The sequence below is a fragment of the Patulibacter americanus DSM 16676 genome (assembly GCF_000420025.1).
Lineage (GTDB): Bacteria > Actinomycetota > Thermoleophilia > Solirubrobacterales > Solirubrobacteraceae > Patulibacter > Patulibacter americanus.
Genome location: NZ_ATUD01000001.1, coordinates 834295 through 848754, shown reverse-complemented (window position 1 = coordinate 848754; position 14460 = coordinate 834295). Strand labels below are relative to the sequence as shown.

Sequence of the window (14460 nt, the reverse complement as noted above, 5' to 3'; positions counted from 1 at the left end):
GACGCTCCGCCGAGCTCGGTGCCGGCACTCGCTCGTCAGCCAGTGGATCGGCCTGCCAAACGCCGACCGTGCGGCCCGCGGCCACGTCCGAGAGAGACGAGGGCCGTCCGCAGCTGGCGCCGGAGCGGCGCGCTTGGGGGAGGCGCTGCGGCGGTGGTGCGACGCGGCGCAGCGCCGGTGCGGGCCGGCGGCCGCCGGGAGCTGGAGGTTCCCAACGGGCTCGCCCAGCGCACCGCGCGAAACGCAAACATCGCCGCGGGCTACCGCCAGTGGTGAACTGACCGGAACGGGGTAGGCGGGGCGCTCGCGGCTTGCGGGCCTCCCGGTCCGTTCTCTCGCCTCACGGTTGGTGTCGGTGTCCTGCTCTCGCGCGTGCCGCCCGCCGCGCCCGCGCCGAACCATGCGTTCGCCGACTGGCGCGGCACGATGGTGATCACGGCGAGGGGGTGTCCTCTTGCGGCCTCCGGCCCGGAGGCGCGGGCGAGGACCGGCGCCGCACTGTCGACGGTCGGCGACCCCCTGAAGTACGACTACGACCAGCTCGGCAACCAGACGTTGTGGTCGAGCGTCGGCGGCGGGCGCACGATCCAGCGCTCCTTCTTCCGTTCCGGCCAGCTGCGGGTGAAGTGCGGCCGGCGGACGTCGGGGGGCAGCGAGGAGCAGGTCTACAGCTACCGCTACAACGCCGGTGGATCGCTGACGCAGATCGTCGACTGGATGCACTACACGGCGCCGAAGGAGGCCGAGAAGTGCCAGCCCGCGGAGCAGGACGACAAGCCGTCGGACCTGGATCTCGAGGTCCGCAAGACGAACATCGGCCGCGACCGGGCGGAGCGCCCGACCCTCGTCGACGAGACGTGGACCGGCGGCAAGGACACGGTGTTCCGCTACTTCGGGCGCGTCCCGAACCTCGTGCGGTCCGTTCAGGCCGACGGACAGTACGACGCCGAGGACGACGAGTACCAGGGCGGCAAGGCGACGACCTACTCCTACGACGAGCAGGACCGCAACACCCAGGTGCGCGTCCGCGACGGCGGGTCGCTCGGCGGCGAGGCCGACCGCACCACCGACATGACGTGGTGGCCGTCGGGTGAGCGCCGGTCGACCGCCAAGCCGGCGATCAGCCCCGGCAGGCGCACCGTCGACAGCCGCTTCTACAACAGCCGTGGCGAGCTCATCCGCCGCCGCGCCGCCCCGGCCGAGGGCGACACGAAGACCTACGACTACTCCTACGACGAGCACGGCAACCGCACGAAGGACGAGCGCGGGGCGTCGAAGTACAACGCCCGCGACCAGCTGACGGAGTGGGACCGCATCCGCCGCACGGCGAGCGGCGAGGCGATCCCGGAGGACGTGGATCCGGACGACGATGACTACGTCGCCCCGACGGCCGCGAGCCCGGCGAAGTCGACGCGCTACAAGGGGATCGACGGCGCCGGGCGGCCGGCTGAGGTGGTGGAGGTCATCACGGCCGAGCAGGACGACATCGGCGAGGTCGAGACGACGATCACGACCGACAACGTCTACCGCGGCGACCAGCTCGAACGGGCCGAGCGGACCTCGAAGGCAGTTCCGCCGAAGGACGCCAACGCGGTGCAGTCGGCGTCGACGCAGACGGACTGCTTCTCGTACAACACGTTCGGGTCGCAGACGCAGACCGCACGGAAGACGACCACCAAGAAGGGTGGGTCGCCGAAGGACGAGATCACGCCCGACGCCCCGACCTCGAGCTGCGCCGGCAGCGACGACTCGCCGTGGGTCGTCGAGAATCGCAACGTCTACGACACGTTCGAGCGCCAGACGGCCGGCCAGCAGCGCGCCCACGGCGAGGTCGACAACTCCGACCCCGGCACGATGAACGGCACCCAGGCGTTCTGCTACGACCCGCTCGATCGCCGCGACCGGCGCGTGACGGGCCTGGAGGGCGCGGCCGACCCGGCGGGCGCGGGCGACGAGAACGAGGGTCGCACGCGCGCACAGGCGGCGTGCACGACGGCAGCGGACGACCCGACCTCGGGCGTGGTGGCGTTCGACTACAGCTACGTGGGGCTGTCCGAACAGCTCTCGCGCGAAAGTCGCGACGGCCGCGAGCAGACCTACGACTACGCCGCGTCGGGCGAGCGGCTGGGCCGCCTGAAGGGTTCGGGCGCGACGAAGGAGTGGCGCGCGTACGACACCGACGCCCAGGGCTCCGTCGTCGGTCTGGAGAAGCCGGATACCGGCGAGACGACGCCGGAGGTGGACCCCAAGACCGGCGAGACGAAGCTCAATACGTACGACACCGACCCGTTCGGTGCCCCGGTGGGCAAGGACGAGGACGTCTCGGCCGAGGCGGCGGCGAACCCGTTCCGCTTCCAGGGCTTCTACAAGGACGCCGAGACCGGCACCTACGACATGCAGGCGCGGGCGTACCAGCCCAGCACGGGCCGGTTCCTGCAACAGGACCGCTTCGAGGACCCGGAGGCGGATCTGACGTTGGCGAGCGACCCGTTGACGAACTCGCGTTACTCGTTCACGGCGGGGAACCCGGGGACGTACAGCGAGTACGACGGGCACGTTCCGGCGTACGTGAGTGGTCGGGAGCCGAAGGACAAGCACAACCGGGATGCGCAGGCGAACGGCGCCGACTCGCCGGGACGGCAGGCGGAGCGGCAGGAGTACAAGCAGCACGTAGCGAATGCCGAGCACTACAGCTTCCTTGCGAAGGGACGTCCGCTAGAGGGCGAGGGGTCGCATATCGGGCCGTTGCCACCGCTGCGCGTGGCCGAGGCCGCGGCAGGGGGTGGCGGGTCCTCCTTCCTGGACAACCCGCAGCGCGCGCTCGGAGAGTTCGAGGTCGAGGCGGCGAAGGGCGGCGTGGACGCTGCAAAAGAGACGGTGGACTATGCGAAACAGCTCTATAGGGACCCCGGGGCGACGCTTCGCGCCACGGGCGCCGGCTTCGCTGAACTCGTCGGGCCGAACGGTGCCGATGCATGGGAGGCGATGCTGCACGACCAGTGCGACGGGACTACGGTCGGGCGATGCGCCGGACGTCTCTTCACCGGGCTCGCAGGAGCGAAAGGAGCGGGTGCAGTTGTCCGGACGGCAACCAAGGGGACCCGCATCGGTCGTGGCCTTCGCGAGATTGCGGATACGCCTCTTGACCGCGGGTACCGATACCACCCAGCGGCGATCCACAAGGGGATAAAGGACCCGGTCGGACACGGGTACCCGTTCTCGTTTGATCGCGAAATCTTTGCCCAGCCGTCACGGCTGCAGGAGGACGGCTCGATCTTCTTTCGACAGCGTGGGGGCGTGAACTCCCGAGACGGATACTTCGAACTCGCCATCAACCCAGAGGATCGAACCATCGTGCACCGCAGCTTCCGTAATAAGAAGAGCTCCGATAGGCGGGACGGGAAGCGGTGAAGTACCTGACTCTGTTCGCCGACTTCTATGAAGTCTCGATTGTTGAACTTGGTGAGGGCCCTGTTGACATGGGCGAACTGGGCCTTCCCGATGATCTCCAGAGGGACATCCTTCGCTGGCAGGACGAGTACGAGCCTCTGCTTCCGCGAAGCCTCAAGGCGCCATCCGGCACCAATCTTGAACGGATCCTCGCACTAGACGACGCGGGTCTCCATCTGGCGGACCGAATCGCGGATGCGGTGGGTGACGGGTCGAAGGTCCAGTACTACAGCTCCGGGACGAATCGGGACCATCTTCCGTGGCGCACTGGCTCTGGAGGCAGGGACTAGGCGCGAACCTGACCGAACGAGCCTCGGCCCCGAGACATCTTTGTGCGGACCGTCCCGCCTGCCGGGTTGATGAGGGCGTTCGAGGTTGCCGTCGCAGGGGTGGCCGGCCGACCGGCCACGTCGAGTTGTCGGCCCGAGGTCATTTCAGGCCCTGCGCCGGGTGCGCTCGGGTCTCCCGACTGTCCGCGATGGATTCGGGCTCCCGTGTGCCCGAGCGTGCCGGCAACCCTGCTGCTCTGGTGGGCACCCGGAGACGCGGGTGGCGGGCATGCGCGTGCCGGCAAGTCACGCGGCGCATGAGGGCCAGCAGAGTGCGGATTCCCGGGATCGGAGGGCTGATCCGGCAACGCCCCAGCGTCAGCGCGAGGTCTTCGGGCATCCGCTGCTCAGCGAGGCGAAAGCGACCATCACGCCCGCCCGAGGCGGGCGTCGACCCCCGGCCCGCTACCCTTGATGCATCCTCCGTCCTACCGACGGTACGAATCGCCCCGGAGAGTCAGCCATGCCCGAGACCCAGACCGTCCGTCGTGTCGCCATCGTCGGCGGCAACCGCATCCCGTTCGCCCGCTCGAACGGCCCCTACGCGCAGGCGTCCAACAGCGACATGCTCGCCGCCGCGCTCGACGGGTTGATCGACCGGTTCGACCTCGAGGGCAAGAAGCTCGGCGAGGTCGCCGCCGGCGCGGTGCTCAAGCACGCGCGCGACTTCAACATGGTGCGCGAGGTCGTGCTCGGCTCGCGGCTCGACAAGGCCACGCCGGCCGTCGACCTGCAGCAGGCGTGCGGCACCGGCCTGCAGGCCACGATCTACATCGCCAACAAGATCGCCCTCGGGCAGATCGACGTCGGGATCGCGGGCGGCGTCGACACCACGTCCGACGCCCCGATCGCCATCGGCGAGAAGCTGCGCAAGAAGCTCATGGCCGTCAACCGCGCCAAGGGCAACGGCGACCGGGTGAAGGCGCTGCTGCAGATCCGCCCGGGCGACATCTCGATCGAGGCGCCCAAGAACGGCGAGCCGCGCACCGGCCTCTCGATGGGCGAGCACCAGGCGATCACCGCGAAGGAGTGGGGGATCACCCGCGAGGCGCAGGACGAGCTGACCGTCGCGTCGCACCAGCACCTCGCCGCCGCGTACGACCGTGGGTTCTTCGACGACCTGATCACGCCCTTCGAGGGCCTGGAGCGCGACCAGAACCTGCGCCCGGACTCCTCGCTCGAGAAGCTGGCGAAGCTCAAGCCCGTCTTCGGCGGCCCCGACGGCACGATGACCGCCGGCAACTCGACCCCGCTCTCCGACGGCGCGTCGACCGTGCTGCTCGCCAGCGAGGAGTACGCGAAGGCCAACGGGCTGCCCGTCCTGGCGTACTTCACGGACGCCCAGACCGAGGCCGTGGGCTACGTCAAGGGCGAGGAGGGCCTGCTGATGGCCCCGGCCTACGCCGTGCCGAAGCTGCTCGACCGCCACGGCCTGACCTTCGACGACTTCGACCTCTTCGAGATCCACGAGGCGTTCGCCGCCCAGGTGCTCTCGACGCTGAAGGCGTGGGAGGACCCGACCTTCAACAAGGTCAAGCTCGGCCGCGACACGCCGCTGGGCCCGATCGACCGCTCCAAGCTGAACGTCAACGGCGGCTCGCTCGCCGCCGCGCACCCGTTCGCCGCGACCGGCGGCCGCATCGTCGCCAGCCTGGCGAAGGCGCTGGACGAGAAGGGCGGCGGCCGCGGCCTGATCTCGATCTGCGCCGCCGGCGGCATCGGCGTCGTCGCCATCGTCGAGCGCTGATCCTCGGAACGACAGGAGAACCCGAATGCCCGACCTGTACCAGCAGTTCACCACCTCCTTCGTCGGCCGCCAGCTCGCGCCGCGGCTCGGCCTGCCGCAGCCGCCGATCCTCGAGCGCTACCGCCCGGGTCAGCGCACCGTCGAGGGCGCCGTCCTCGTCGGCGCGGCCCCCGGCGGGCGGCTCGTGCCGCAGCTCGCGAAGGTGCTGAAGGACGCCGAGGCCGAGGTCTGGACGGCCGAGGGCGAGCTGCGCGAGGCCGCCGGCGAGGCCGGTCTGTCGCCCAAGATCTTCTCGGTCAACGGTGACGGCTCCTCCGCCGCCGGCGACCAGCGCTTCAAGGCGCTCGTCTTCGACGCCACCGGCATCAGCGACGCCGAGTCGCTCAAGGCGCTCCACGCGTTCTTCCATCCCGTCGCGCGCAAGCTGCGCCCGTCGGGCCGCGTCATCGTGCTCGGCACGCCGCCGGAGGACCTCGACGGGGCCGCCCGCGTCGCCCAGCGCGCGCTCGAGGGCTTCGTGCGCTCGACCGGCAAGGAGTTCGGCAAGGGCTCCACGTCGAACCTCGTCTATGTCGGCCAGGGCGCGGAGGACCAGATCGAGTCGACGCTGCGGTTCTTCCTCTCGCCGAAGTCGGCCTTCGTCTCCGGCCAGGTCACGCGCATCGGCAAGGGCGGCGCCGTGCCGGCCGTCGACTGGGAGCACCCGCTGAAGGGGAAGGTCGCGCTCGTCACCGGCGCCTCGCGCGGGATCGGCGAGGCGATCGCCGAGACGCTCGCCCGCGACGGCGCGCACGTCGTCGGCCTCGACATCGAGCCGCTGGCGGACGACCTGAACCGCGTGATGGAGCGCATCGGCGGCTCGTCGCTGACCTTCGATGTCACCGAGGACGACGCGCCGCAGAAGCTCGTCGCGCAGCTCAAGGCGGAGCACGGCGGGGTCGACGTCGTCGTCCACAACGCTGGCATCACGCGCGACAAGCGCCTGGCGAACATGAAGCCCGAGACCTGGGACCAGGTCATCGCGGTGAACCTGATCGCCCCGGAGCGGATCACGGCCGAGCTGCTCAAGCAGGACGCGCTCCACCGCGGCGGGCGCATCGTCGGCGTGTCCTCCATCGCGGGCATCGCCGGCAACAACGGGCAGACGAACTACGCCACGTCGAAGGCCGGCGTCATCGGATTCGTCGACGCGCTCGAGGACGAGATCGCCGCCGCGGGCGCCACGATCAACGCCGTCGCGCCGGGGTTCATCGAGACGCAGATGACCGCCGCGATCCCGATCGGCATCCGCGAGGCCGGCCGGCGCCTGTCGAGCCTGGGCCAGGGCGGCCAGCCCGTCGACGTGGCCGAGACGATCGCGTGGTTCGCGTCCGCCGGGTCGGGCGGCGTGAACGGCAACGTCGTCCGCGTCTGCGGCCAGGGCCTGATCGGGGCCTGAGCCCATGACGACCGTCCGCGAGCTCAAGTCCGTCCCGAATGCCGCGCTGCTCTACGGCCGCGCGGCGCTGCCGATGATCCCGCTGGCCTCGCGCCTGCCGTTCGTCGCGGGCGGGGCGAAGGAGATCCCCGACCTCGAGCTGCACGTGCCCGAGCTGCGGGTCGACGCCGAGCGGCTGCGGCGCTACAACGCCGTCTGCGGGTTCCTGCGCACGGACGCGCTGCCCGTGACCTACCCGTTCGTGCTCGCGGCGCCGCTGCACATGGCGCTGATGACGGACGGCCGGTTCCCGTTCGGCGCGATCGGCCTGGTCCACATGCGCAACCGCATCGAGCAGCACCGGGCGATCCGCCCGGACGAGCCGCTCGACGTGCGCGTGCGCGCGGGCAAGCTGCAGCCGCACCCGAAGGGCCGCACGTTCGAGCTGCAGACCGACGTGCAGGTCGCGGGCGAGACCGTGTGGACGTGCACCGCGACGATCTTCCGCCGCGGCAAGGGCTCCGGTGACGCGGCCGAGAAGGGCGCGGACCCGATCGACGCCGTCGCGGTCGACCTCTCCGCGCTCACCACGACGCGGTGGGACGTGCCGGATGACATCGGCCGCCGCTACGGCGCGGTGTCGGGCGACGTCAATCCGATCCACCTGCACCCGCTGTCGGCGAAGGCGTTCGGGTTCCCGCGCGCCATTGCCCACGGCATGTGGACGAAGGCCCGCTCGCTCGCGGCGATCGAGGACCTGATCCCCGACGCGGTGAACGTCGAGGTGCGGTTCCAGAAGCCCGTGCTGCTGCCGGCGACGGTGGAGTACGGCTCGGTCGAGGCCGGCGACGGGCGCGTCGGGTTCGCGCTGCAGGACGGGCAATCGTCGTCCCGCCCCCCCGTCCCGCACCTGCGCGGGCTCGTCACCCCGCGCTGAGGGCGGGCTCCCGCTCGCGGGTGGCCGGCGGCGTGTCGACGGGGTCCCCGTCGACCGCCTCGGCCTGCGCCCGGGCCGCCCGCGCGGTGATGCGGAACCGGCCGGGCGCCTCGCCGCGCGCCCGGCTGAAGGCCCGGCTGAACGCGTGGACGGAGGTGTAGCCCACGGCCTGGGCGACGGTCTCGAGCGGCTCGTCCGTGTCGCGCAGGCGCAGGGCCGCGAGGTCCATGCGCCAGCGGGTGAGGTAGGCCGCCGGGGTCTCGCCGACGAGCTCCGGGAACCGCCGCGCCAGGGTGGCGCGCGAGACGGACACCTCGCTCGCGAGCGTCTCCGTCGTCCAGGCACGCGCCGGGTCCTCGTGGAGCTTGGCGACGGCGGTGCCGACGACGGGATCGCCCAGCACGTGCAGCCAGCAGCGGTCGCGCACGCCCTCGCCGCTGGCCAGCCAGACGCGCAGGAGTTGGACGAGCAGGATGTCGACGAGCCGGTCGACCACGACGTTCGTCGCCAGCTGCGGCTCGGCCATCTCGCGGGCCAGCAGGCGCACGGTGTCGTCGAGCGCGCCGCCGGCGTGGTCGGCGCGCAGGTGGACGACCGCGGGCAGCGTCTCGAGCACCTGCGTGGTGACGGCCGGGTCGTGCGCGTAGTGCGCGCAGAGCACGTGCGTGCGGGTGGGGCCGTGGCCCAGGCGCACCGTGCCCGCCCCGGTCCGCTCGTAGCCGTCGGACACGCCGGCCCGGGCGCGCTCCAGGTTCTCCGGGTCGCCGGAGAGCGCGTGCGCCGCGCCGCCCGGCAGCAGCAGCACGTCGCCGGGCATGAGCTGGATCGGGTCCTCGCCGGGCAGCGCGACCCACATCGTCCCGGCGGTCACGGCGTGGAAGGCCGCGGCGGGCGCCTGCGGGAACCACCACGCCCAGTCCGCGCCGGCGTCGACCCGGTTGCCCACCGTGCCGCGCACCCCGGAGACCGCGAGCACCTCGGCGAGCACGTCCATCGGTCAACAGTAGCGCGGATCGACCGTGGTTTGGCGACCATCGCCGTGAGACGATCGGCTACAGATGGGCGACGAACAGGCATTGTTCCGCGCATCGGGCGGTCGTACGGTGAATGCATGGACATCACCGGAAGCGTCGCCCTCGTCACGGGCGCCAACCGCGGCATCGGCCGCCACTTCGCCGCACAGCTGCTCGAGCGCGGTGCGACGAAGGTCTACGCCACCGCGCGGGACGCGTCGTCGATCGACCTGCCCGGCGTCGAGGTGCTGCAGCTCGACGTCACCGACCCCGCCTCCGTGGCCGCGGCCGCCGAGGCGGCGAGCGACGCCACGCTCGTGGTCAACAACGCCGGCTACACGTCGGGGGGATCGCTGCTCACCGGCGACCTCGACGTCATCCGGCGCGAGATGGAGACGAACCACTTCGGCATCCTCTCGATGGCCCGGGCGTTCGCGCCCGTGCTGGCCCGCAACGGCGGCGGCGGGATGCTGAACGTGCTCTCCGCGCTCTCCTGGGCGACGGCGAACGGGGCCGGCGGCTACGCCACGTCGAAGGCGGCGGCCTGGAGCCTGACCAACCACCTGCGCGTCGAGCTGGCGGAGCAGGGCACCCAGGTCACCGGCGTGTACCTGGCGGCGACGGACACCGACATGATGGCCGGCTGGGACATCCCGAAGAACGACCCCGCCGACGTGGCGCGCGCCGCGCTCGACGGCGTGCAGGCCGGCGAGTTCGAGGTCATCGCCGACGCCGACACGGCCGGCGCGAAGGCCGCGCTGGCGCTCGACCCGAAGCAGACCACGCCGGTCGCCTGAGGGCGCGGGCCCGGTCGGCGGTTGGGCCACCGGCCTGCCGCCGGCCCGGACGGGGCGGGTCGGACCGCGGGTCAGCCGCACCTGCGGGCCACCGGCCCGGCTAGAACAGCCCGGCGATCCCGTCGAGGATCTCCTCGACCCGGCCGCGCCCGCCGCCGTCGCCCCCGGCCACCGCGCCACCCAGCAGCCCCGGGACCTTGCGCGGGTTCGTGCCGTGCTGGCGCTCGTACTCGCGGGCCGCGGCGTCGTCGCCGATGGCCAGCGCCAGCTCCTCGCGGGAGGAGCCGTAGCGGCACGCCGCGCGGTCCAGCAGCTTGAGCGCGCCGTCCTGGATCAGGCCGTCGAGGCCGCCGGTGCTCGGCAGGTCGCGGTCCTGGCACGGGTCGGCGATGACGACGGGCTCCGGGCGGTGGTCGCGAGCGAGCAGCGCCTGGCCGCCCGCCAGGCCGAGGGCGACCGCGACGGCGCCGACCGACGCGGCGGCCAGCACGGGTCGGCGGGTCAGGGGCGGCAGGGCGATGAGCGCCGCCAGGAGCGCCAGGCCGCCCGTGATCAGGAACGCGGGACGGAACGCGCCGTTGATCGCGGTCACGAGCGTGTCGTCGGCGCGCGCGGTCAGCCCCGCGTAGACGGCGGCGTCCTCGCGGTCCTTCGCGAACCGCGGTGCCTCCTTGTCGAGCGCGGCCTGCAGCGAGGCGCGCGGGTCGTCCGTCGAGACGTCGCCCAGGGCGCCCCCGACGGACGCGAGCTTCTCCCGCGGCGGCAGGCGCGCGTCGAGGACGAGGGCGGCGACCTGCTCGCGCACGTCGTCGACGGTCGTTTCGAGCTGCTGGGCGGTGACGGGCGCGAGAGCCAGCAGGGCGACGGTGATGCCGACGTGGCGCAGCGAGAGCAGGCCGCCGGCCTGGGCCGGGGTGCGCTCGGGCAGCAGCTCGCCCGCCAGCGCCGGGAGGGCCAGGCCCATGCCGACGCCGGCGAGGACCTGCGGCAGCACGACCCAGACCCAGCCGGCGGTCGGCAGCGTGCCCAGCGCCAGCACGCCCGCCCCGACGAGCCCGCAGCCGACGCACGCGCGGACCCACGCGTCGCCGGGGATCCGCCAGCCGACGACGGCGGCTGCGGGCAGCAGGCTGACGCCGACGGCGGCCTTCAGCGGCTCGACGGACCAGCCCGAGACGAGCAGCAGGACGAGCAGGAACACGACGGACGTGAGCGCGGCCGAGACGAGGGCCAACGCGACGCCGGCGCGGACGCCGGCGAACGTGATGCGGGGGCGGGCCGGGCGTGCGGCGGCCGGACGGGTGTCGGCAGGGGGTGCGGCGGCGGGACGGTCGTCGGCCGGACGGGCGCCGGCGGGGCGGACGCCCTCCGCACCTGCGCGCGGCGCGGCTGGTCCGACGGGCGCCCGGGGCCGGTCGCCGAACGGGTCGACGACGGTCTCCGCCTCGGCCGGGCGGTGCACCCGCGTCGGCGCCTCGGGCGGCGCGGGACGGTTCGCGCTGGGCGGACCGGCGGGCGGCCGGGACGGCCAGGCGGACGGGGCGGGCAGCGTGCCCCCGGCGGCGTCGTGGGCGCCTGCTGCACCGTCGGGGCGGGGGGCATCACGGGGGCGGAGGCCGTCCCGGGTGCCGACCGCGCCGGTCGTCCCGTCGGCGTCCCGCGGGTCGGCCGCCCCTGGCTGGCGGACGAGCGCCGCCGCGGCGGCGAGCAGCCCGATCGGCGCCTGGGCCAGGAAGATCGCGCGCCAGTCGAAGAGCTGGGTGAGGGCGCCGCCGAGCGCCGGTCCGATCGCGGTGCCGAAGACCGCCGCGGCGACCCACAGGCCCGACGGGCGGCCGTCCGCACCGCGGCCCATGAGCGCGAAGGCGGCCACGAGCGCGGCGCCGGCGCCCACCGCCTGGGCGCCGCGGGCCCAGAGCAGCGTGTTCAGGTCGTCGGCCCCGCCGCAGACGACGGAGGCGGCGGAGAACACCACCATGCCGACGAGCCCGAGCACGCGGCTGCCGATCAGCCGGCGCACCGGCACCGCGACGAGCACGGCGACCGCGAGCACCGCGGTGTAGACGCCGATGACCGCCGCCAGCCCCTCCACGGTCGTGTCGAGGCGATCGAGGATCTCGGGGAGCGCCAGGGTCACGACCGACGCGTCCGCCAGGGCCAGCGCGACGCCGATCGCGAGCAGCACCCGCGCGGGCAGGGCGGCGGGGGAGGGGCGCCGGGCGGCCATGCGGGCAGTCTGACGGGCGCCGCGGGGACGCGGTGCGGTGCCCGATAGGGTCGCGGCCATGGCCGAACGTCCGACCATCCGTCCCGCCCACGAGTCCGAGCTGAACGCGGTCCACGACCTCGCCGACCTGGCGTTCCACCGGGGGTCCACACCGCTCGGGCGGGAGCGCCGTCTGGCGGCCGCCGACGAGGTCGACACCGTGGTCGCGGACGACGACGGCCTGATCGTCGGCACGGCCGCGGCGTTCCCGTGGCCGATGGTCGTCCCGGGCGGCGGCGAAGTGCCGTGCGCGGCGGTCACGGGTGTGACGGTGCGCCCGACGCACCGCCGACGGGGCGTGCTGCGCGCGCTGATGGCGCAGCTGACGGAGCGGGCGCGGGAGCGCGGCGAGCCGGTCGCGGCGCTGTGGGCGTCCGAGGGCACGATCTACGGGCGCTTCGGGTTCGGGCCGGCCACGTGGTCCCGCGACGAGCACGTCCGCGTGGTCCCCGAGCCCGTGCTCCGCCAGCCCGCGCCCGAGCCGCTCGGCGTGCGGCTGCTCGACGCCGCCGAGGCGCTGCCCGTCCTGCCGGCGATCCACGAGCGCGCCCGCGGCCGGCGCCCCGGGATCATGGGCCGCCCGGAGCGGTGGTGGGCCGACCGGGTCCTGGCCGACGAGCCCGAGGACCGCGGCGGCGCCAGCCCCCTGCGGGTCGCGGTGGCGGCCGGCGACGAGGGCTACGCGCTGTGGCGGGTGCGCGAGGGGCGCGAGACCCACCCCGTCGCGGCGTTCACGACCGTCGAGGTCCAAGAGCTCGTGGCGGCGACACCCGAGGCCGAGCGGGCGCTCTTCACGTTCGTCGCCCGGATCGACCTGGCGGACGAGCTCGTCCTACGCCAGCGCCCCGTCGACGACCCGCTGGCGCTCGCCCCCGTCGACGCCCGCGCGGTCCGCCCGCTCGAGCAGCACGAGGCGCTGTGGCTGCGGATCCTCGACCTGCCCGAGGCCGTCGCCGCGCGCGCCTGGGCGGCCCCCGTCGACGTCGTTCTCGACGTGGAGCACCCGGAGGACGAGCTCGTCGCCGGCCGCTGGGCGCTGCGCGCGGGCCCCGACGGCGGCGCCGCCGAGCGCACGGAGCGCCCCGCCGACCTGCGGCTGCACGCCCGCGACCTGGGCTCGGTCTACCTGGGCGGCGTGGCCCTGTCGACCCTGCGCGACGCGGGCGTCGTGACGGAGGAGACCCCGGGAGCGTGCGCGGCTCTCGACGCCGCGCTGCACGTCGAGCGGGCGCCCTGGACCCTCGGGACGTTCTAGCCGGGGGGCCGGGGCGGGCCGCCGTGCGACCTCGGGGCGGCTGCCGCCGGTCGCTCCGCCGCGATAGGCTTACATCGTCCGCAGGGCGGCAGCGAGGAAGCCGGTGAGAGTCCGGCGCGGTCGCGCCACTGTGATCGGGTCGAGAGGCCCGGGAGCCAGAGACTCCGCCGCCCCGCATCCACCCAACCCGGGACGCGAGATCCCGAGAAGGACGCCCCATGAGCACGCCCGCCGCCGTCGAGCCGCGCACCGCGCCGACGACCGTCCCCGTCCCCGTCGTCTCCCTCCGGGGGCTGCTGCCGTACTGGATCTTCGCCGGCATCGTTCTGATGCTGGCCATCTACTTCGTGGGGGCGGAGGAGGGAGCGACGTCCGTCTTCGCCGGCTCGAACGTGCACGAGCTCGTCCACGACGCGCGCCACCTCCTCGGCTTCCCCTGCCACTGAGCCCCGCTCAGCCACGGAAGGAGCAGACACCATGATGCGCACCCTCCTCGTGCGCGGGATGCTCGCCGGCCTCCTGGCCGGCGTCCTCGCGTTCCTGTGGGCTCACCTCGTCGGCGAGCCGCCCGTCCGCGCCGCGATCGCGGTCGAGGAGGCCGCGGCCGCCAAGACCGCCGTCACCGGCGCCGCGGAAGAGGCACCGGCGATCACCCGCAGCACGCAGGAGACGTGGGGTCTCGGCGTCGGCGTCGTCCTCTTCTCCGTCGCGATCGGCGGGTTCCTGGCCCTCGTCTTCGCGATGGTCTACGGCCGCGTCGGCGTGCTGCGGGCGCGGGGCACGGTGCTGGCGATCTGCGCGATCGGCTTCGTCGCGATCGTGCTCGCGCCCCTGACGAAGTACCCGGCCAACCCGCCCGCGGTCGGCAGCGGCGACACGATCGACGAGCGCACGGGGTTCTTCTTCGTGCTCGTGATGATCGCCCTCGCGGCCGCGGTGGCGGCCGTGCGGCTCGGCCGGCAGCTCGCCCCGCGGATCGGCGCGGGCAACGCGTTGGCGGCCGCGGTCCTGCTGTTCGTCGTCCTCATCGGGGTGGCGCACGTGGCGCTGCCGGCGCAGAACGAGGTGCGTGCGGGCTTCCCGCCGCAGGTCCTGTGGGACTTCCGCCTGGCCAACCTGGGGACGCAGGCGATCCTGTGGAGCGCCCTGGCCTTCGGCTTCGGGCTGGCGGCGGAGGCCGCGGTCGAGGGGCGGCCGCTGCTGGCGCGGCGCGGCGCGGGCGAGCGGGCGACGGTGCCCTCGCGCTGAC

The 14460-nt window shown here is 73.6% G+C and carries 11 protein-coding genes and 1 riboswitch; of the genes, 9 read left to right on the top strand and 2 right to left on the bottom strand.

The genetic code is table 11. The annotated features are described in order from the left end of the window. Positions 1–372: 372 nt before the first annotated feature. From F593_RS0104030 to F593_RS0104010, 5 genes are all read left to right on the top strand, one after another. A complete protein-coding gene (locus F593_RS0104030; protein WP_022927475.1) occupies positions 373–3411 on the top strand; it encodes an RHS repeat-associated core domain-containing protein in 3039 nt (1012 codons plus the stop codon). Then, positions 3408–3740 carry a hypothetical protein gene (locus F593_RS0104025; RefSeq protein ID WP_022927474.1) on the top strand — a complete coding sequence of 111 codons (333 nt, stop codon included), beginning with the start codon at positions 3408–3410 and terminating at the stop codon, positions 3738–3740. The genes F593_RS0104030 and F593_RS0104025 overlap by 4 nt, the downstream gene beginning before the upstream one ends. A gap of 502 nt (positions 3741–4242) precedes the next feature. Next, positions 4243–5526 carry an acetyl-CoA C-acetyltransferase gene (locus tag F593_RS0104020; protein WP_022927473.1) on the top strand — a complete coding sequence of 428 codons (1284 nt, stop codon included), beginning with the start codon at positions 4243–4245 and terminating at the stop codon, positions 5524–5526. A 25-nt stretch (positions 5527–5551) separates the two neighbouring features. Continuing rightward, positions 5552–6964 carry a 3-oxoacyl-ACP reductase gene (locus F593_RS0104015; protein WP_022927472.1) on the top strand — a complete coding sequence of 471 codons (1413 nt, stop codon included), beginning with the start codon at positions 5552–5554 and terminating at the stop codon, positions 6962–6964. A 4-nt stretch (positions 6965–6968) separates the two neighbouring features. Continuing rightward, positions 6969–7880, top strand: coding sequence for a MaoC/PaaZ C-terminal domain-containing protein (locus tag F593_RS0104010; protein WP_022927471.1), 912 nt, complete (start codon positions 6969–6971; stop codon positions 7878–7880). Here the strand turns inward: F593_RS0104010 and F593_RS22310 are convergent. Continuing rightward, entirely contained in the window at positions 7867–8874 is a 1008-nt protein-coding gene (locus F593_RS22310) for an AraC family transcriptional regulator (protein WP_022927470.1), read from the bottom strand. The genes F593_RS0104010 and F593_RS22310 overlap by 14 nt on opposite strands. Positions 8875–8991: 117 nt before the next feature. On the opposite strand from F593_RS22310, the gene F593_RS0104000 reads away from it, so the two are divergent. Then, a complete protein-coding gene (locus F593_RS0104000) occupies positions 8992–9690 on the top strand; it encodes an SDR family oxidoreductase (RefSeq protein ID WP_022927469.1) in 699 nt (232 codons plus the stop codon). Between the two features lie 100 nt (positions 9691–9790). Here the strand turns inward: F593_RS0104000 and F593_RS27745 are convergent, their stop codons facing one another. After that, the gene (locus F593_RS27745) at positions 9791–11917 is read right to left on the bottom strand and encodes an MFS transporter (RefSeq protein ID WP_022927468.1); all 2127 of its coding nucleotides are present in this window, start codon (positions 11915–11917) and stop codon (positions 9791–9793) included. A 58-nt stretch (positions 11918–11975) separates the two neighbouring features. On the opposite strand from F593_RS27745, the gene F593_RS0103990 reads away from it, so the two are divergent. The 3 genes from F593_RS0103990 to F593_RS22300 all read left to right on the top strand — a co-directional run bounded on the left by F593_RS0103990 (position 11976) and on the right by F593_RS22300 (position 14459). Further along, entirely contained in the window at positions 11976–13211 is a 1236-nt protein-coding gene (locus tag F593_RS0103990) for a GNAT family N-acetyltransferase (protein WP_022927467.1), read from the top strand. Positions 13212–13280: 69 nt separating this feature from the next. Further along, a riboswitch (cobalamin riboswitch) is annotated at positions 13281–13397 on the top strand. Between the two features lie 32 nt (positions 13398–13429). Next, a complete protein-coding gene (locus F593_RS0103985; RefSeq protein WP_022927466.1) occupies positions 13430–13657 on the top strand; it encodes a CbtB domain-containing protein in 228 nt (75 codons plus the stop codon). Positions 13658–13688: 31 nt separating this feature from the next. Beyond that, a complete protein-coding gene (locus F593_RS22300; RefSeq protein ID WP_022927465.1) occupies positions 13689–14459 on the top strand; it encodes a CbtA family protein in 771 nt (256 codons plus the stop codon). Position 14460 lies beyond the last annotated feature (1 nt).